Origin of the sequence: Haladaptatus sp. DYF46 (assembly GCF_021083305.1) — an archaeon.
Classification (GTDB): domain Archaea; phylum Halobacteriota; class Halobacteria; order Halobacteriales; family Haladaptataceae; genus Haladaptatus.
The window spans coordinates 73,002-90,957 of record NZ_JAJFAY010000010.1; the positions used below are offsets into that span (position 1 = coordinate 73,002).

A 17,956-nucleotide genomic window follows, 5' to 3' on the forward strand; every position below is an offset into this window, starting at 1 on the left:
GTCATACCCTCAAGATTCGTTCGAACATGTTCGAGTAAACAGTCATCGTGGCTGCTATCGTCCTCTAGAGTATGAAATCACCTGCTGGAGTATCAAAGAGTGAATCGAATTACAGAGGAACACGATTACGTAACCAAGTTCGAAGTATCGCAGCGATTCCGCTGAGACGAATCATACGCGTATTGCTGGGGGTGGAGGCTGCATCATTCTTCTTCGCCGCCACAATTCATGCAGGGATGCTCATCAGTGGCTATGAGCATCATGAGGCGATGACTGCCGAGAGTGTCATCGGTACGGTTCTGCTCGGTGGCTTTGTGATAACCTGGCTCCATTCACGTTCAATGTTCACAATTGCCATAATCGTACAAGCATTCGCATTACTGGGAACGCTCGTCGGGATTTTCACGATCATCATCGGCATTGGCCCACGTACAGTCCCAGATATTGCATATCACATTAGCATCGTGGTAGTGTTAGCAGTTGGCCTTGAATTGGCCCGACGCGGACGTAGAACTGAAACAATGTGAAAGCCATCACAGACTAGAATGTCGGTGATGTTGTGTATAGCTTCAGTGAATTTCCCCAGGCGGGCTCCCACATAGAATACATAATAATGGCAAACACAAATTAGTTATTTTTGACTACAATCGTAAATGGAAGTAGGATCGCGTGGTACTACCACGTCCTCGAGGGAGCCCAAGATCCAGTTTGTCAACAAACGTAGGTTCATTAGGACTTGAGGTTGTACATGTCGTCGTCACGTGAATATCGAGAACGACGTTGGTTGCCGTATCAACCAACAGGGTCGTCTTCAACTGTTGGATTGTCAAGTTCGTTCGCTTCGTGTAGTGAGCTGAGGCATGAGCGCGCTCAAACCCGGACGCATCGATCCCTGTTATACCGTTCAAGGGTAGATCAGCGAGTGAGATGTTCAGTAGGACACGCCAGACAGCCATTTCCAGGCGGTCGAATGCCTTACTGAGCATTGGGGGTGCCGGAATCGAGTCAAGGTCAAGGGCATCGCGGATGCGTGGCATTTCGATGAGTTCGTCACCGAAGTCGCGGTACGTGGTCGTCTTCTTCACTTTCAGACAGAGCAGAACCACGTGTTGGCGGAGCGTGAAGCGCTTCCGAGAATAGCCTGACGAGAACCGTGGCACGGCACGGCGAGCCAACACGACAGCACGTTCAACGAATCGAAGGAGATGTGACTTCGGGAGAGAATCCATCTCTCCTCTGCTACACACTCGTTGTGTTTCTCAGTAAGGTTTCGACAGGGGCTTTGATGTGAGACTACACACGCCCGACTCAGCCATAATACAAAGCGTAGGTCAACAGGATGGCTATCATATTCCAACTGCCGTGTGCGACCATTGAGGCGGTCAAGCGGCCGGTGTACACGAACAGAAGGGTGTAGGCGATGGTGGTCGGGAGAATATCGAACCACTCTACGGCGTTCGCCGGTAGGTGGCCGAGGGCGAAGAAGAGGATCGACAGAATTCCGGCCACCCACAGTCCCACACGAGGATTTTCGAAGGTGTCCTTGAGAACAGTGATGAAGTATCCTCTGTTGTAGAGTTCCTCGGTGATTCCGCCGCCGATCACCCCGAGCGCGATGTAGGCCGCGAGGCCCAGTACCGTCCCATCCATCATTGACACCATTTGCGCTATGTCCGCTCGTTCGGCCCCACCGGTGCTGGGAATAATCCATCCAAACTGTAGCGCCGCCCAACTCAATCCGACCAGAAGCCCCAGCAGGCTATCTTTTTTCCAGTTATGCGGAGTGAGGCCGATAGACCGGAAATCCCTTCCCAGCCACCTGAGGGAGACGTACAGTAAGGCACAGATGGCACCTAACTGAAAGAGCGCGATAACGAACAGGTTGATGCCGGTGAGGCCGCCGTTGAATTTGCTGATACCGAAGAACAGGTTCGGGAGGGCGAACAGAATGAATCCGAGGAGGATCGTTACGACAAAGACAAGGATGGTTTTGCGTTTGCTGGCTGGTGATTGAGACATCATCTGTTAGTAGGTCGACCGTTTTCAGTGGACTATGTGGGATTTCGGACACATGGCCCTTCCGTCGACTCGAACCTTGTATACCTCCTCTAATCGACTGTGACATAAACATCACGGTCGAAATGGGCTTGTTGAAACTCTCTGAGAATAACAAAAGTGGTGTGCTGAATATAGACCACCCATTGACCGGCTTCTCTGCAAAAACGTATTCGATGGTCTACCCTCTATCGCTGGTATGTCCACTAGCGTTGCAACACCTGACGCAGACGGGCAGTATGCGTACTGTGAGTCACGAATCTTCGACCACGACCCAATCTGTGTTACACCTTCTGGGCGCGTGAGACTGTGGGGCAGAAGCCACTCGAAAAAGCGCACTCACCGACTGCTGCTAGCCATTCACTCTTTCCAGTTTGGCATGCCAAACAACGCTGTCCGATAGCGCCCAGCGAACGCTGGCCGAGTGTTTCCCTGATTTGCCGATCGAACCCATTGAGTGAGAAATCTCCGTGATCTCGAAAAACTGCCTACTTCAGAACTGATCCCGCTCACGAGCAAATCGCACTCGATCGTTGATTGATGAGCCAAGTGTCAGCTCAATCCGATCCTCAGTTAAGATTCGTCCTCCCTCGACAGCGACACCCCACGTATCGAACCGGAGGTATCCCCGGATTTCATCGGCGTGCGTATAGAGGTCGATGTACTGAATCCGATGTTCTGGAAACTCACTTGCTGTGTGCGCTTGATCCATGTCAGAATAGACTGTCTCCACATCAGCAAAGAAAGCCTCTAGACGCTCGGCATCTTTCTGCGTTGCCTCAACAACGGCGTTGGCGACTGCTTGTATCTGGTCGGGTGAGAGTCCTCCTGTTTCGCGAAGGGCGTTTTGTGTCCGTTGATCAAAGTGCATACGACTCTCGTATGGATTCACGAGTGAAAAGCCATCTTCTCCATTGTTGTCTGCTCTATAAGGATGGGTCTTGCTGTTGATCTCTTGAAATTCTCCAGTATCTCTGACCGGCGACCGCTCATGGAAAACGCGGATGCACGACTAACAGATACGACGTAATTCCGACAACGAAGACAGTACTACTTGATGTCGTCAAGTACTGATAGTCCGTGACTGGGTTCATCCACTACGCGTTGCAAATCTTGGGAGACCAACGCCAACAACAAGCAGTACGAAAAACGAGATCATGAAGGCTGTATCTTGAGCGATGCCGTTTGACTCCAGTAAAACATTAATAGCGTACGCTGCGGGGAGGGCTACGATAACAAAGGCAATTGTTATCCAATTTTCATGGCTTACCATCGATAGTTTCGGATAAAAACCCCATTCAGAAATAATTTGTGCGTAGTAACGATTATGCCGCAGAACTGTTTCTTGCCGATTCTACTCAAAACAATTGTGAAGTAATAAGATTACAGCAAAACTTCCTGGTAGTGCTACGAATTCGGCGACGCAGATCACGGCACAACGTTAACCCGATGGACAGATACGTTCAACACCTCACAGTACTGTAAACTGTTCACTTCGCCGAACTGATGGGTGATTTGTGAGGAGAGCAATGGACAATCTCCGCGATAGAGAATTAGACACGAGGAAGATTATTGTGAAGTATTGCTTATTGTCCGAGTCATTTCTATCGTGTTTGCATCGGAATTCAGATGGAGTTTGGTCAGTAGCCAATACTAACTTCAGACACCCACGGTGAAACTTCTCACCTACTATAGGCAACCAGAACTCGTTGAAAAGCCTCGGGAGAGATTTGAACTCTCGACCGACTCCTTACAAAGGAGTTGCTCTGCCAACCTGAGCTACCAAGGCACTCCGATATCAAAATGCACTCAACAAAGGCTTTCTCCTTTCCTTGTCTCTTGCTATTGTAATTCACTCCATGTCCCCCTCCAACTGGTGGATCACGTAACTAGTTGCCACACAAGAACTTTAATCAAATACAAATAACTATCAAAAAATGTTCCAGCGTCCAGTGCAGCGCACTTTCTTTGAACTTGCATTCGGCATTTATACTGCCATTCTTGCCCACGTAGTCGTAGGACTCCTCATGAGTACTCACTATCTTTCGCGTATCTCACTCGCTACAGCCTGCCTCGGCTTTTTGCTTGGCGTTGCACTTGCAACAGCTCGCGATGGTCTTACTGAATTACTCGTTCGCACTCGTCTCTATCTCGCGCTCTCACTCGGACCACTGTTGTTTCTCCTGATCACCGATATTGGTACTTCTTCCGGCATCATCCTGGACGCGAACCTGCTACAAGATTTGACTGATGAAGCTCTGCTCCTCGCAATCACGGGACTCATTCTCTATGGTACAACCATGAATTACTATGCTGTGATCCTTCAGCAAAACGAAGACGTGCTCGCAGAGTGGTTCGGACGAGCCGATACACGGTATCTCCGTTTCGTTCGAATACTCTCGTTCGTGAGTGGTCTCGTCTTCCTGGCAAGTGGACTCATGCTTTCTATTTCAGTAGAACTCGTTCAGGGGTTGTTCGCCTCGATTGGTGGTGTTCTCCTTGCTAATGGAGTAATTGTCGGAAAAACAAAACATTATATTCTGGTTGAGAGCGGACTCTTCGTACAGCGACGTGGCACACTCGCTACCCGATTTATTCCACGCCAGCAGCTTCGCTCGGTCGACTGCAGTGGGGATATTCTCACGCTTCATCGGGGATTCCCGTGGCCAGTGCCATTTCGATGCCGACTCGCATCGATTCCAAATTCTGACTCGGTTGTCCAGTCACTTCAGAAGTATGTAAACGAAAATTAGAACAAAGATTTCTACCGAGAGAGGACACGACGAATCGGGGTCTGAACGAGATACAATGAGATTGTGGCACCAATGAATGGCGTAAGAGCGTCACTGACTGTGTGAATATTGTCGATGAGGAGATTGACGAGTACAGCAATGATTCCAACGAGAACAGAAAACGCCAGACGCTGCTTGTCGAATAAGAGTTCTCGAGAGGAGGGGGATGAGCGAGCGGAGTTTGCTGTCATACAAACCTATTGGATAGTGTTCTGAATAAACATTACGAGTGGATCGAAATTAGCGTATCTCTATCTTTTTGAAGAACATTCAACACCCACTAAATCATCGTACCGATGAATTGCTCTCTTTTTTCCTGGTCGGCCTGTGGTGTGGCTCTCATTTAGCAGCGAGCAGCACCTGATCACGACGCCGCCTTCTCGATAATCACTGAAACAGTCGCACTCGTTATAATAATTATTTGATGTAGTGTCTTCTCATAGAGACTACAGTATGGTTACAGAGCAAACTCGAGCCCGTATGGAGTTTATCGGAAATATCGCTAGCCTACTGGCAATCTTGCTGTTTCGGAGACGCTCTGATGAGTATGAACCCCTCTCTCGTCGCTGGATGATTGCTGGCTTTGTTAGCATGATCCCGTATTTGTGGGCGTACGATCGTGATTGGCATGCGCTCAAGAGTTCTATTCGACGGCGCGGAATCGCGACAATGGGATGGTCGGCTATTCAGCAATTCATCCTGCCAGAAAATGAGCCCGTCAAGTATAGTTTCTCAATCGGAATGCTCGCAGGCAGCATTGTATATCGACTTTGGTATGGTGTGCTTCAGCCTCTCCCCATCACCGATAACGAGTAGAACAGGACTGTCGGCGGTTCACTGGTTCACTATTTGGATGACCAACCAATAGTGACCCGCTTCTCTCACCCTTGAGGCTCAACCGTGACTCTCACTCACCACCACTGGTTTCGATACCAAGAATTTGGATATCACTCGCTTGCTCAGTATCAATCTCGGACGTTGAACTGGGTAATAGAGACATGACTGGATCAAATATATATCCCTGCACGGGCACGCCATGGCACGCGTTCGAGCAGGAAGGAGGGGTGGCGAGGGAGAGGGCGTGTGGATCGGGAGTGATGGCGCCAGACCCACGAGACCGATTCAGGGTGTCAGAGGCAACCGCGCCACAGATAATCGCTTAGCAGGTGTCGGTATATGCTTTGTGCTACTGTTAAAAAAATAAGACAATCAGACAAACGACCATAGATGGGGACTTCACTAGCCAACGGGAGAATTTTCCAATAAGATGTCTACAATAAATATCGAAGGCACTTCAGGTTAGTTCTACTCTTTTGCGAGTTTCTCGTACGTTTCAGCATGCTCTTTCCGCTCAAGCGCTGCCATCGCACGCATCACTTCACGGCGTTCCTGTGCTGTCTCCGCTGTTTGCAGTTGCTTCCGGAGACTGGCCCGTTCGGCCTCGAAGTCAGTCGTGCTGTACGAGCTCATCTTAGCAATAAATATGTCCGTCATGGTATTTAGTCTTCGGGAACCGCATGTGTTCGGCAATACTCGATCACGTTTTCGATATTCACGGCTTGTTCTTGGATCGCAAATTCCTTGAGAATAGTTCGGACCGACTCATCTTCGTACGCAAAGTGGTAGCCGTTCAGGAGATAGAAAAGCTCCACCGTGTTGAGTGCCGTTCGCTTGTTCCCATCTACGTAGGGATGATTTGCCACCAAGAGCCGCATTAGGTGGGCGGCCTTTTCGTGAATCGTCTCCGTCCTTGTCCGAAGAATCCACGTCCTCGAATGTACTCAAGCGCAGATTCAACGTCGTCGGGAGAGTGAACGCCTGGCTCTGTCTCAGTATCGCTTGCAACGATATCAGTATGTAGTGTATGAATGGTTTCCGCGTCCGGATATTCCAAGTTAGTCATCCTTCAGTATTTGTTGAAACAGGGTCTTCGTCTGTGGATCTTTTGTGAGCGGGGCAATCCATCTTACTCTTCTGGAATCCACCAGATAACCACCTGCGGACTCAATTTCCCACCTTCTAACTCACCGTGTTCATGCAGGTCCTCAAGTCGCTGATGCACTGGCCGCCGCTCCATCGCAACCGTATCTGCAACCCATCGAGCAGTCACAGCCCGGAACACGGACCCATACTCCGAATCACTAGTCTATTCACGACTATTTTATCGCTGTCTTTGTAGTATTCTACCGTCTGGACGCTTGTATGGCTGATTCGATCGTCAAATATCAACTCCTTACACCACGTCGTAAGTTCCGTGAACTTCTTGCGAAAAGAGAGGTAGAATGGCCGATGACTCACTGCGCTTTAGGCAACTCGTCAGTGGGTAGGGTGAAGGTAACGTCCTGATCCTTGTTCAGGTTGACTTGTTTAGATTGGCTGCCAGCAACGACTTCGTACTGACCACGCGGGAGCGTGACATTAATCTGGCCAGCGTTGTCAGTCGTTCCAGTGAAGACTTGGTCGCCTGTCTTCTTGTTGATGATTGTGACTTGTTTGTCGGCGACCGGGTCACCGTCGTCACCGTTGACCTGCACACTGACGGTGTGTGTACCCGCACAGGAATAATCGACCATCGTTCCCGTGAATGCACCCGCTGCAGCTGTGATTCCGATTGAGATGAATATAAACCCAATCACAAATATAACAGCAAGCAGCTGTTTCCTTCGCGTATTCCAAATAGGCATTCCAAATACAAATTTGAACTAACCATTGATAAATTCTGTGCCTATTGAATGAAAATAGGTACAATCGTGGAATCGGTAAATAACGAGAACAGCCAAATACTCTCCAATCTGCCATATTTTTCTATAGTATACTAAATAGTATCAACTACTAATAATGGTGCGACCGACAAGCAGATGGCGTGCCCGCATCACGTCCACTGCAATGCCGTCTGCAAAAACATGGCCGCCGTTGAAACCGCGACGGACGACGGGACGCTCGATGCTTTCCCATCGGACGACAACGAAGAGGAGCGTATCAGTGGCCCATACACCGGCTACGACCAGTACGGCACCGTCGATCACACCTACTGGACGTGTGAGGACTGTGGCGCGAAAGCCACCCGGAAGGGCGCACTCATCGACTGCTGCTAACTCACTTTTTTCAGTTCTGTCACGCCAAACAACGGTGTCCGATGGTGCCCAGCGAACGCTAACCGAATGTGCGGAGACGATCGAACGCAAAGACAAGACACCGACGACTGAGCGCGATCACACGCGTTAGACAAATCGTTGCTGGAAAGATTCCAATCTCGCCCGTCAAGGTGAGTAGCAAAGGGTATTTCGAATAAGTGTGACGACAAGTTTAAAGGTAGCCCATCATCTTCCACTGCTAAAATGTGGGAATCAGATTACCTGGAAGTATGCCCATTGTTAAATAATCACATAGTAGATATAAGAATATTTAACAAAGGCCAATGGAATCATACTCTTCGAAACTCACCTTCCTTGTATTAGAACAGATCAATCAAGACGACGATCGATTCAAAAAAGATTCGAATCTATATGAAACGAGTACAAAACATTCTTATCGGTGGTGTTATCGTGATGCTCATCCTCGCTGGAAGTGGGTATTTAGCGATCACGAGTGGAGCCGTGCCAAAACCCTCTGCTGGCGTTCAAGACTTCGGAGACTGGGGCAGCGTCACTGATCAACACACCGAGGTCATCACCACGTTCTGGACAACGAATCCGTATCCAATCGATTTGACAACTGGCAACGCACTGCACGTGCGTTATTCACTTTCTCTTAACGGGGTGACTGTTGCCAGTGGAACTCGAGACCAGGTTGACCTTCCCCGCGGAAATACGACGCACACTCAATCCACGTATGTACAGAATAACCGTCTCAAACACTGGTGGGTGAAGTTCATCAAAGCAAATGAGACAATTCATGCGACTGCTCATGGAAATATTCGCATCACCACGCCGATCAAAAACTGGTCGTATCAAACATCTAAAGCTCATACCCAATTTGAAAATCAGTCGCCGATTCTTGATTCGCTCTCACATGCCACTGAGCGAACTGAAGGGAAGTATATTCATACTCGACGGGTTGACGTTGGCCCTATTCACCAGAGTGTGATCGTCGGTGCAGAGGTACAGGACGCTCGAGCAACGTGGGGACGCGTGAATCAGAACCGGACGACTATGTTAGTACGATTCCGAATTCACAACCCAAGCAAGACCGTTCCCCTCATCGTCGAACCAACTGGACTCAGAATGAGAGCTGACGTAAACGGCGTCACGATGTTTCACTCGGGTGGAGGTGTCGCTTCAGCAAATTCGACGAAACAGAAGCTTCTACTCCCAGGGGAGACTCGGGAAGTTATCATTCCAGTCTCGATGGACAACGACAAAGTCGATGACTGGTTCCGATCACATGTCCGGAACGGCGAACGTTCCACCATTGCGGTGCATACACAACTCGTAATTGACCCACTCGGGGTCGGCAAGCCGATTCGTGTTCCTGATGGGGACGGCATTACCTATCGATGTGCCATGCAGACTGCTATCTTTGAGAATAACCAAACTGCCGCAACAACATGTGGATGAATCCTTTGGAGGTAAGCATGTGGTTCATGAGTTTCCCTACCTATAGAGACGAAATCAGTGTCTCTTTTGAGTCTTGGAACTTCTAAGAGAAGAAACGCCACTGATCACTCAAACCGTAGGGTGGTAGTTATCTATTGCTACTAATGCCTCGATCTTGCTCAGGAATGGTAACCGTTGATTCGCCATCGACCACCCGAAACCCACCGGCTTCTTCTCGAGCCAATACCTCTTGCTGTGGATATGGAATTTTGATTCCCTCTCGGTCATAGGCGAGTTTGACTGCTCGAACCACGGCAGTCACTGCTCGCCACTTCTTGCGGCTACTCGGTTTTTCGATCCAGAACCGAAGTTCAAGAAGGACTGAAGAATCCCCAAATTGCTTTAGAACGACGTCTGGACTCGGCACGGTCAAAATCTCGTCGATACCTTTCATTGCTTCTTTAGCAACAGCCATCGCATGATCGGGATCGGTTTCATAGTCTACCCCAACCTCAACCCCGAGTCGAAGTCGTCCTTTGCGCCCGATATTGATGATTGTACTACTACTGACAACGTCGTTTGGGAGCATGATGTATTTCCCTTCGAATGTCTCGATACGAGTCGTGAAAATCGTGATGTCAGTCACGATCCCTTCATGCTCATCGATCTGTACCCAGTCACCGATCTCAAACGGCCTGGAGAACATGAGCTGAAAGCCAGCAAGCAACGACCCAAGTGTTTCATTCGCTGCTAATCCAATCACAGCACCAAGCAATCCAGCACCCACAAATAACCCTTGGAGGTTAATCTTCCAGACACTCAATAGAGCAAGAAGACCAACAACATATACACCAATAATAGACAATCGCGAGACAACCTTTCCCTGGTGGCGTGTAATCTCTTCGGTCTGTTGCAAAAGTCGGTCAATGACCCGATCAACCATTCCAGCACTAACATACGCTGCCGTGCACACGCCGAGTGTCAGCACGATCTGAAATCCGGTCCTTCGGACTGCACCGAGTGCTTTTACACTCTCTTTCGCTTGGTGTGTCTGTTCCCAGATTACGACGTAGAGACTACCACTGACTCCAATGAGAATCAGACTCGCGATGAGGAGGCCAACATTTACCAGGCGAAATGGATACTCACGCTTTGCAACCCGTGAGAGTCTCCAAAGTACCCACTCACAAAGGATGAACCCGATACCAACAATGAGTGAGAGGAAAAATTGGCCCTCGGAACCTGGAAATTGGTTGATGACCCACTGGAAGAGCGATACAAGAATCATCGACATCGCTCTCTCGTGAACTGGTATTGGGGGGTGCTATCAAAGCGGGATATCCCGGTCTGGTTGCGTGGTTGTTGTACGATGCGTGCCATGCGTCACATTCGAACACAGTGCCGTCACAAGAATATACCGAAGTTATATTCCATCTACAATTAAGATATCCTCAATCCGATGATGAGCAGATAACTGCTGCAATGATTCTAATTACTCATCCGTATTGCAGCTTGAGACACTACAGAATGAACCACTAGGTTTTCACTAATTACAGTCGGAGATCATCGACGATTACAGCGGGGGAACACCGACTCGCAAATTGCCGTCAGAATATCGTTATCAGTCACCTCTGTACAGAATGTATACGACCTTCAAGTGTTTGAACAGGAAGGGGAGTTAGGGAACTCCCGACGGGAGACCACGTTTCCTACGGAATGAGCGGGCGTGATAATCGATAGATATCGTGCTCAGGACTCGAACCTCTTGAATCCGTTCCTGACTGGTTTGCCCTCCACGGGTAGGGCATTTGAGTGAAAGAATCAGTATACTGTAGCCATTTATATTTCCAACTGCTTTGGTTATATCTTCCTATGGATAGCTCTATACCGTTGCTCCTTCTCCAAGTCATCCAATAGTGAATGGATTTTCCTTCGATGCCCCCAAACTAGTAGAAGTCACCAACGAGAGCCACGAGAACCCCGCAGAGCACCAGTACACCGTCTCCATCGACGACGTGACCGACGAACTGATGGCCTGCACCTGCCCGCATCACATCCACCGGAACGCCTTCTGCAAACACATGGCCGCCATCGAAAACGCAATCGACGACGGGACGCTTGACGCTTTCCCCTCGGGGGACGAGCGTATCAGTGGCCCGTACACTGGCTACGACAAGTACGGCAACGTCGATCACAACTACTGACAGTGTGAAAACTGTGGCGCAGAAGCCACCCGGAAGGACGCACTCACCGACTGCTGCTAACCCCGTCTTCCTTTTTGATTTATGTCATACCAAACAACGAGTCCGATGGTGTCCAGCGAACGTTGACCGAGTGTGCGGATGCGACCGAACGGGAAGACGGCACACCGACGACAGAGCGCGGCCTGCTCGACTGAGTGAAAGCACACGGGGATGGCACCGCTAGGCACTTCCCTGAACTTCTGCTCGATGCAATTGAGCGAAATATCTCAACCCGGACGCAACGAACGGCAGCCGCAACGACATACGACCCTAATCTTGATTCTTGTATCTATTGAACACAACACACTCCAGCCAAAAGCTAGTTGACTACGTTTCCCTAGACTAGCAGGATCGAATAATACTTGAAAAGGGAGGGAGTCGGAATATTCCGCTGCATTATGAATTTATATTTCCTTCCTCGATAGATTACAACTATGTCGATCAATTTATCGATTGGTACGCTTCTGATTCGCCTCGCTGTTGGCAGCATCATGCTCGTCCACGGTACTGGAAAATTGTTTTCGGTCGGCCCAGCCGCGATGTCGATACCTCAGTTTACGGGATTTCTCGCTAGTCTCGGCGTTCCAGCACCATCTATCGCTGCGTGGGTGGTTGCACTCATTGAACTCGTTGGTGGTCTCTGTATTCTGGTAGGTTTCCTCACTCGGTTTGCCGCATTCGCAGTTGCGATTAATATGCTCGCTGCGACGTTGCTCGTTCATCTTCCAGAAGGGTTCTCCGACTCGGAACTCACTATTGTCCTGTGTCTGGTTTCCTTGGCCCTTGTGTCGATCGGAGCCGGAAAACTATCGATCGATGAATCCGTCGTCGATAACCAGTCGCATTCGATACTACCAGTCGGTGAGTGACAGAGTTGTTCTCCTTCCATTTCAATTTACTTTAGAAATTCCGGTTTGTATACTGCGACGCAAATCTCATTGTATTATCCGTTGGTAGATAATTAGGAGAAAGCCTTAGGAGATATTTGAACTCTCGACTGACTCCTTACAAAGGAGTTGCTCTGCCAGACTGAGCTACCAAGGCACTTCAATATCACTCGTCTTTGACAACGACCTTCTTTTCTCTTGTCCTATACCATCGCTACTCAATATTGCTATTAATATGCTTCCTGTGATAGCTGCAACACCCACTGCGTGAATGCATTCGAATCGATCGGATCGGATTCTTCTTCAGCGCTAACCAGTGGAGAAAGCATGTCTCCAGCCATGAGCAATGAAAAGTCGAGGTCTTTCTTCCTTGGGTGAAGCAAATACGTTCGTTGGCCGTTGTACGTCGTTTCCTCTCGCTGAATCATTCCTTTCTTCTCTAAGCTGGTAGCCAGTCGACTCCCCGTTCGACTACTCACCTCGAGTTCTTTCCAGAGATCACTTTGGTAGATGCCCTTTTGCTCTGTAATCAGTGCCAGGGCGCGATTTTCACGAGCGCTAAGCGAATTGGCTGTCTTCCGGGAACTCGCTCTTGTTATCATACTCCTCTTGCGTTCGAGTAGAAGCATCACTATTCGTTGGTTCTAATCTGTACGTCAGGTGTCCATCACTCGTCGCTTGCTCTCGTGTGAGGAGACCTTTCTTTGCTAGTGATGTTGCAAGTCGACTCCCTTTGCGACTTGTAATATCGAGTTCTTTCCAGAGGTCACTCTGGAGAATGCCATCGTGAGAACTGATAAGCTCGTACGCCTGTTTTTCATCCGACGAGAGATCCTCAACCGCGCTCATTTCCGTTCTCTTACTACGTGATCAGCAAACAAATCGCCTTTGATTTGTAATGCTGCTCCTCCCAAAACACAGCCATATCCCTCTTATTGGGAGTAGATTTATGCAAAAACCAACCGTACAATTGTCCATGTCGGATGTGACAATCGTCGGTGGCGGTCCCGCTGGACTCAGTACAGCACTCTTCACTGCAAAAAATGGTCTCGATACCGCTGTCTTCGATACTGATGAAACATGGATGCACAAAGCACACCTTTTCAATTACTTGGGAATTGAGAGCATCGATGGTACCGAGTACATGGAGAAGGCTCGCGAACAAGCCGATGAGTACGGTGTCACCCAGCATCTAGAGACAGCGGTCACAAACATCGAACAGGACGATGATGGGTTCCAGATCACGACTGATGATGGCGATCATCACGCAACATACGTCGTCTTAGCGACCGGCGCAGATCGCGATATTGCCGAGCAACTCGGGTGTGAGTTCACCGATTCAGGAACTGTTTCAGTCAACTTGAGCATGGAAACGAGTATCGAGGATGCTTACGCGACTGGTGCAATGGTTCGCGATCAAGAATGGCAAGCAGTCATCTCCGCCGGTGATGGAGGTGCGGCAGCACTTGACATCCTGAGCAAGGAGAAGGGAGAACACTTCCACGACTTCGATACGCCGACAGACGCTGAATAACTAATCAACATCTGCGATCATCTCGTATCGTATCTCTTATCATGAGTTTCCTCGAGAAGAGCGCGCTTGCCGTATTTCGTTTCCATCTCGAACGATGTCTTCACAATATGGACAGACACGAGGTTTCTCGACTTCATCCGGTGTGAACACACGAACATATTGCTGAGTCACAAACGATCCGCAATTATCACAGTGTGGCATATTTGTTCCATTCGTTAATACTCTAATATAGACTTCGACTATCCAGATCGTACGCAGCCCGTGACGCTACGAGACGGCACAGAACCGCGCACAGGCCGAACACTTCTCCTACGACGTCGATTCCTCTGTTCAGAGTAACGTCACTTGTCCTCCTTGCATTTATTTTGTGTAGTCTCCGTGCAAGGTATGGTACGACGAGTAGCACCGTTGCTCACCTTCTCGTGAACGGCCTCAGTACTGTTACACTTGCCCTCATGTAGTAGCAATATCTTGTCCACGGATGCTGCATAGAACTAGCGCAGACACGTACGTAGATATTCGCTCGGAATAGTACACCATATGATGCCACGTATACAGCTCAAAATCAATGCTGCTGCGTCACAGGACCAGCTGGCCACTGCCTCTACCGAATTCCCGGAGGAAGAATTCGAAATATTAGCGAGCCACACAATTGACGATCGACTAGTTGGTATACTCAAGGTTCGAACGATGGACGGAGACGCCATCGTTCAATATTTCCAAGACACAGTAGGAGTCTACTCATCTGAAGTGCTTTTTACAGATGAGAGATATATTCTCCTCCAGTACGAAATTCCAATTCCTGATCCATATCGTGTGGCTCGTGCATCAGGCAATCTGACGCTCTTCCCGATTACTATGCACGACGGCTGGTTGTTCGTGGAACGAAGTGCCTCAAACAAACAGTTAGCACAATATAGGGATCAACTAGAAAGCGCTGGACTTCAGTATCAGATCCTCTCGTTACAGCAATCACACGATCCGATTGAACTACTCACTGATCGGCAACGACAGTTCATCACCGAAGCTATTGCGCGCGGTTATTACGAGACTCCCCGCCAGTGTACGCTAACCGATTTAGCAGAGATCTTTGGAATTAACAAGTCTGCTGCAAGTGAAACACTCCGTCGGGCTGAAGGACGAATTATCACAGACGCACTACCCAAAGCGAAAACGTGACGTCTTGAGAAAATTGCAAGATAATGCCTATTGGAGCAGCGAAAAATCATTGAGCTACGATTGTAGATTCACCGTTTGAAGAAGAATGCTATTTAAACTGCTGAACTAGTTCACGCACAAAGCTGGGATATCTCCCGAGCTAGTATAGATATGGCACAATTAGAAACGGCAGACGATGTAAAATCGTCAACATCGCCTGATTTGAATCGTTTCGTAAAATATGGTCTATTAACGATTGTCATAGCTGTCATCGTAAATTCGGCTATTCGTGTGGTCGCATACCAATTCATTACCATTCACTCTGCTTTTTGGCCGTTAGGATGGGAAGCGGTGGCCGGAAGTACAGCTCTCACGATCATTGGTGCAACTTTCATTTACTGGGCAGTGACTCGCCTGTCTCAGCGACCGAACCGAATATTTGTGATTATTGCGGCGCTTGTGCTGCTTCTCTCGTTTGGGTCTTTCATAGTGCCTCCACCTATTTTGGAGGAAACACCACCTTCAGTAAGTGCGGTCTTAGCAGGAATGCACGTGAGTGTAGCGGTCATTAGCGTTAGTCTATTGACCCGGATCTCAAACACCACTTCTGAGTCTGACAATCGTCATTAAATCGGATTCCAAGTGCCGCAAAACCTCGACCAAAGGGAAAAGAGCCGTTCAATGTCGTATTCGTGAGCAAGACCGCACTTGTGTGGTCAATAAATGAAATCTCAGGGTAGTCATAGTGCTCAAACGATCACAAGACGCAATAGACACTCCAGCACAAACGAGAAGAGTATTGAAACTCTCTGAGCGTCCAATCGACTAGAGTGCAGAACCGACGTCTCATGGATTATCAGGAGAGCTCTGCGTGAGCGAATCGCCAGTACCCGAACACGAGAGGCAAGGTCAGCCAGAGCACCAATACGACAAATCCGAACCAACCTTGTTGCCAAAATGTATCCACAGTTCCCGTCTGACTTGCCGAGTTTACCACCGTATACGCAGAGTAGAACGCTTGACGTGGATTCATTGCGTTAATAAATGTGATGATATCACTTTGGAAAGCTTCGGAGCCGATTTCGAAGTAGCTGAGGAGGAGCGCGAGGACAATATTCAGAATGTCCCAAACCATTGTGAACAGGACGACGAGTCCAAAGCCCATGGCGACGACCGCGTTCTCCGATGCGAGCCCCGCCGAAAGCCCGACGCTGATGCTGACGAAAACCGCCCCGAGGAGGAGCGCGAGCAACGCGAACAGCAGGAAATCTACTATTGGGAGCGGAGCGCCGAGAGCGGCGATGACACCACCACTAACCACTAACCCGACGAGCGTAGCTACCGAAACGATGGTTGTCCGCCCGATGAACTTCCCGCACAGCACGTCAGTCCTCGTGTGTGGCAACGAGAGGAGCAACTTCAGGCTCCCCGAGTCCCGCTCACCAACGACTGACCGATATCCCGAGAGAATCCCGACTGTGGGGAGGAAGATGGCTGTCGGCGTCGTGAGCGAGAGGATGATGGCGAGTTCGTTTGCGTCCTCAACCTCGTAGGCGCTGGTAACCTTGACAAAGAAGGACGACGCACCGGCAAAGAACAGCACGAAGATCGCGATGAGCGACAACAAACGCCGTGAGCGAACGGCGTCCCGCACGTCTTTTTTGGCGACGGCCATCCAACTCATGCGTACACCTCCTGTCGGTTCGTGAAAGCGGCGAACAGGTCGTCGAGGGACGATTCCTCGGTGGCAATGTCGTGAATCTCGACTCCCGCTTCTCGGACGGCATCTATCACCGCTATCTTCGACCCGTCGGCAATTGTGACGGCGATTTCGTGGTCGTGTCCCTGAACCTCAAAAACACCCGGACAGTTTTGGACGGCAGCGAGTGCGTCTTGTGTCACTTGCGAGACGAAGAGGGTGAGATTGGCTGATGTCTCGGTCGACTGCCGAAGGCCCTGAATCGAATCCTGTGCGATAAGTCGTCCGTCTTGAAGTATCCCGACACGATCACAGACCGCATCGACCTGTTCAAGGATGTGACTTGAGAAGAAAACTGTCGCACCGCGGGCGTTCTCTTCGAGGATGATTTCGCGCATCTCGCGGGCACCGTTCGGGTCCAGTCCAGTCGAGGGTTCATCGAGAATTATCAAATCCGGTTGGTCTACCAGAGCCATTCCGAGAGCGAGGCGCTGTGCCATCCCCTTCGAGTAGCCACCCGCTTTTCGATCTGCTGCGTCTGCAATACCGACACGTTCAAGAATTTCTATCGGCGAGTCCTCGGCGTTTTTCGATTCGATGGCAAATTCGAGATGTTGACGACCGGTGAGGCGGTCGTAGACCGAAAAGGCGTCCGGGAGAACGCCGATTCGCTGCCGGATAGCGAGCGAGTCCATCTGGGCGTCGTATCCTAACACGTTCGCTTGTCCTGTGGTCGGGCGAATGAAATCGAGAAGAATGTTGATAGCCGTCGATTTGCCGGCACCGTTTGGTCCAAGGAAGCCGAATATTTCTCCATCTTCGATGGAAAGGTCCAACCCGTCCAAAGCGGTGAAATCACCGAACCGCTTCGTAACGTCCGAGAGATCGATTGCAGTCATTGCAGGTGGACGATGGCGTGGGTATCTATTGGTCTCTAATGATGGTTTTCTACCCCAGAAAAACGTCGTCGAAGGCTTTGATACCGCGAAGAGAGGATTCCTCACGAGTCGTATTCGAATATCGGTCGTCCCATAGGTGGCTGGCAAGTAAATC

The 17,956-nt window shown here is 49.6% G+C and carries 18 protein-coding genes, 2 tRNA genes and 1 pseudogene; 9 read left to right on the forward strand and 12 right to left on the reverse strand.

Annotation, left to right across the window (positions count from 1 at the left end):
• Window positions 1-71: 71 nt before the first annotated feature.
• A complete protein-coding gene (locus LJF34_RS26305; protein WP_231189221.1) occupies window positions 72-527 on the forward strand; it encodes a hypothetical protein in 456 nt (151 codons plus the stop codon).
• A 222-nt stretch (window positions 528-749) separates the two neighbouring features.
• Here the strand turns inward: LJF34_RS26305 and LJF34_RS26310 are convergent.
• From LJF34_RS26310 to LJF34_RS26325, 4 genes and pseudogenes are all read right to left on the reverse strand, one after another.
• A pseudogene (locus LJF34_RS26310) lies at window positions 750-1,229 on the reverse strand (IS5/IS1182 family transposase); the annotation flags it as partial.
• Window positions 1,230-1,308: 79 nt separating this feature from the next.
• Entirely contained in the window at window positions 1,309-2,019 is a 711-nt protein-coding gene (locus LJF34_RS26315; RefSeq protein WP_231189225.1) for a type II CAAX endopeptidase family protein, read from the reverse strand.
• A gap of 529 nt (window positions 2,020-2,548) precedes the next feature.
• Window positions 2,549-2,926, reverse strand: coding sequence for a hypothetical protein (locus LJF34_RS26320; RefSeq protein ID WP_231189229.1), 378 nt, complete (start codon window positions 2,924-2,926; stop codon window positions 2,549-2,551).
• An 844-nt stretch (window positions 2,927-3,770) separates the two neighbouring features.
• Window positions 3,771-3,844 (reverse strand) — tRNA-Thr (locus LJF34_RS26325).
• Window positions 3,845-3,992: 148 nt separating this feature from the next.
• Here LJF34_RS26325 and LJF34_RS26330 point away from each other — a divergent pair.
• Window positions 3,993-4,808: a hypothetical protein gene (locus tag LJF34_RS26330; protein WP_231189233.1), complete on the forward strand. Its 816-nt coding sequence runs from the start codon at window positions 3,993-3,995 to the stop codon at window positions 4,806-4,808.
• A gap of 1,344 nt (window positions 4,809-6,152) precedes the next feature.
• Here LJF34_RS26330 and LJF34_RS26335 read toward each other — a convergent pair.
• The 3 genes from LJF34_RS26335 to LJF34_RS26345 form a co-directional block, all read right to left on the reverse strand.
• Window positions 6,153-6,317 carry a hypothetical protein gene (locus LJF34_RS26335; RefSeq protein WP_231189236.1) on the reverse strand — a complete coding sequence of 55 codons (165 nt, stop codon included), beginning with the start codon at window positions 6,315-6,317 and terminating at the stop codon, window positions 6,153-6,155.
• A 29-nt stretch (window positions 6,318-6,346) separates the two neighbouring features.
• Complete coding sequence (locus LJF34_RS26340) at window positions 6,347-6,562, reverse strand: type II toxin-antitoxin system death-on-curing family toxin (RefSeq protein ID WP_231189238.1); 216 nt, start codon at window positions 6,560-6,562, stop codon at window positions 6,347-6,349.
• 579 nt (window positions 6,563-7,141) lie between these two features.
• Window positions 7,142-7,420, reverse strand: a complete 279-nt coding sequence (locus tag LJF34_RS26345) for a carboxypeptidase-like regulatory domain-containing protein (protein WP_231189240.1) — start codon at window positions 7,418-7,420, stop codon at window positions 7,142-7,144.
• 330 nt (window positions 7,421-7,750) lie between these two features.
• Between LJF34_RS26345 and LJF34_RS26350 the strand changes: the two genes are divergently transcribed.
• On the forward strand, window positions 7,751-7,942 hold the full coding sequence (locus tag LJF34_RS26350) for a hypothetical protein (RefSeq protein WP_231189242.1): 192 nt from the start codon (window positions 7,751-7,753) through the stop codon (window positions 7,940-7,942).
• Window positions 7,943-8,353: 411 nt separating this feature from the next.
• Window positions 8,354-9,403, forward strand: a complete 1,050-nt coding sequence (locus LJF34_RS26355) for an LEA type 2 family protein (RefSeq protein WP_231189243.1) — start codon at window positions 8,354-8,356, stop codon at window positions 9,401-9,403.
• A gap of 127 nt (window positions 9,404-9,530) precedes the next feature.
• Here LJF34_RS26355 and LJF34_RS26360 read toward each other — a convergent pair whose 3' ends face one another.
• Window positions 9,531-10,670, reverse strand: coding sequence for a mechanosensitive ion channel family protein (locus tag LJF34_RS26360; protein WP_231189244.1), 1,140 nt, complete (start codon window positions 10,668-10,670; stop codon window positions 9,531-9,533).
• A 628-nt stretch (window positions 10,671-11,298) separates the two neighbouring features.
• Between LJF34_RS26360 and LJF34_RS26365 the strand changes: the two genes are divergently transcribed.
• Entirely contained in the window at window positions 11,299-11,586 is a 288-nt protein-coding gene (locus LJF34_RS26365) for an SWIM zinc finger family protein (protein WP_231189245.1), read from the forward strand.
• A 473-nt stretch (window positions 11,587-12,059) separates the two neighbouring features.
• Entirely contained in the window at window positions 12,060-12,494 is a 435-nt protein-coding gene (locus LJF34_RS26370) for a DoxX family protein (RefSeq protein ID WP_231189246.1), read from the forward strand.
• A 101-nt stretch (window positions 12,495-12,595) separates the two neighbouring features.
• On the opposite strand, the gene LJF34_RS26375 is transcribed toward LJF34_RS26370, so the two are convergent.
• A tRNA-Thr gene (locus tag LJF34_RS26375) sits at window positions 12,596-12,669 on the reverse strand.
• Between the two features lie 73 nt (window positions 12,670-12,742).
• Window positions 12,743-13,114 (reverse strand): MarR family transcriptional regulator, encoded by a 372-nt coding sequence (locus tag LJF34_RS26380; protein WP_231189247.1) that lies wholly within the window; start codon window positions 13,112-13,114, stop codon window positions 12,743-12,745.
• Window positions 13,115-13,488: 374 nt separating this feature from the next.
• Here LJF34_RS26380 and LJF34_RS26385 point away from each other — a divergent pair, with 374 nt between their 5' ends.
• The 3 genes from LJF34_RS26385 (at window position 13,489) to LJF34_RS26395 (ending at window position 15,834) form a co-directional block, all read left to right on the forward strand.
• Window positions 13,489-14,046, forward strand: coding sequence for an NAD(P)/FAD-dependent oxidoreductase (locus LJF34_RS26385; RefSeq protein ID WP_231189248.1), 558 nt, complete (start codon window positions 13,489-13,491; stop codon window positions 14,044-14,046).
• A gap of 543 nt (window positions 14,047-14,589) precedes the next feature.
• Window positions 14,590-15,225: a helix-turn-helix domain-containing protein gene (locus LJF34_RS26390; protein ID WP_231189252.1), complete on the forward strand. Its 636-nt coding sequence runs from the start codon at window positions 14,590-14,592 to the stop codon at window positions 15,223-15,225.
• Between the two features lie 150 nt (window positions 15,226-15,375).
• The gene (locus LJF34_RS26395) at window positions 15,376-15,834 is read left to right on the forward strand and encodes a DUF6069 family protein (protein WP_231189260.1); all 459 of its coding nucleotides are present in this window, start codon (window positions 15,376-15,378) and stop codon (window positions 15,832-15,834) included.
• Between the two features lie 226 nt (window positions 15,835-16,060).
• Here LJF34_RS26395 and LJF34_RS26400 read toward each other — a convergent pair whose 3' ends face one another.
• A complete protein-coding gene (locus LJF34_RS26400; protein ID WP_231189263.1) occupies window positions 16,061-16,888 on the reverse strand; it encodes an ABC transporter permease subunit in 828 nt (275 codons plus the stop codon).
• Window positions 16,885-17,802, reverse strand: coding sequence for an ABC transporter ATP-binding protein (locus tag LJF34_RS26405; protein ID WP_231189265.1), 918 nt, complete (start codon window positions 17,800-17,802; stop codon window positions 16,885-16,887). Before LJF34_RS26405 ends, LJF34_RS26400 begins: the two co-directional genes overlap by 4 nt.
• Window positions 17,803-17,956 lie beyond the last annotated feature (154 nt).

Excerpts from the sequence above, each read along its gene's own strand:
- LJF34_RS26305 (WP_231189221.1), top strand. The coding sequence starts at position 72 with ATGAAATCACCTGCTGGAGTATCAAAGAGTGAATCGAATTACAGAGGA.
- LJF34_RS26315 (WP_231189225.1), bottom strand. The coding sequence starts at position 2,019 with ATGTCTCAATCACCAGCCAGCAAACGCAAAACCATCCTTGTCTTTGTC.
- LJF34_RS26320 (WP_231189229.1), bottom strand. The coding sequence starts at position 2,926 with ATGCACTTTGATCAACGGACACAAAACGCCCTTCGCGAAACAGGAGGA.
- LJF34_RS26330 (WP_231189233.1), top strand. The coding sequence starts at position 3,993 with ATGTTCCAGCGTCCAGTGCAGCGCACTTTCTTTGAACTTGCATTCGGC.
- LJF34_RS26335 (WP_231189236.1), bottom strand. The coding sequence starts at position 6,317 with ATGAGCTCGTACAGCACGACTGACTTCGAGGCCGAACGGGCCAGTCTC.
- LJF34_RS26340 (WP_231189238.1), bottom strand. The coding sequence starts at position 6,562 with ATGCGGCTCTTGGTGGCAAATCATCCCTACGTAGATGGGAACAAGCGA.
- LJF34_RS26345 (WP_231189240.1), bottom strand. The coding sequence starts at position 7,420 with ATGGTCGATTATTCCTGTGCGGGTACACACACCGTCAGTGTGCAGGTC.
- LJF34_RS26350 (WP_231189242.1), top strand. The coding sequence starts at position 7,751 with ATGGCCGCCGTTGAAACCGCGACGGACGACGGGACGCTCGATGCTTTC.
- LJF34_RS26355 (WP_231189243.1), top strand. The coding sequence starts at position 8,354 with ATGAAACGAGTACAAAACATTCTTATCGGTGGTGTTATCGTGATGCTC.
- LJF34_RS26360 (WP_231189244.1), bottom strand. The coding sequence starts at position 10,670 with ATGATTCTTGTATCGCTCTTCCAGTGGGTCATCAACCAATTTCCAGGT.
- LJF34_RS26370 (WP_231189246.1), top strand. The coding sequence starts at position 12,060 with ATGTCGATCAATTTATCGATTGGTACGCTTCTGATTCGCCTCGCTGTT.
- LJF34_RS26380 (WP_231189247.1), bottom strand. The coding sequence starts at position 13,114 with ATGATAACAAGAGCGAGTTCCCGGAAGACAGCCAATTCGCTTAGCGCT.
- LJF34_RS26385 (WP_231189248.1), top strand. The coding sequence starts at position 13,489 with ATGTCGGATGTGACAATCGTCGGTGGCGGTCCCGCTGGACTCAGTACA.
- LJF34_RS26390 (WP_231189252.1), top strand. The coding sequence starts at position 14,590 with ATGCCACGTATACAGCTCAAAATCAATGCTGCTGCGTCACAGGACCAG.
- LJF34_RS26395 (WP_231189260.1), top strand. The coding sequence starts at position 15,376 with ATGGCACAATTAGAAACGGCAGACGATGTAAAATCGTCAACATCGCCT.
- LJF34_RS26400 (WP_231189263.1), bottom strand. The coding sequence starts at position 16,888 with ATGAGTTGGATGGCCGTCGCCAAAAAAGACGTGCGGGACGCCGTTCGC.
- LJF34_RS26405 (WP_231189265.1), bottom strand. The coding sequence starts at position 17,802 with ATGACTGCAATCGATCTCTCGGACGTTACGAAGCGGTTCGGTGATTTC.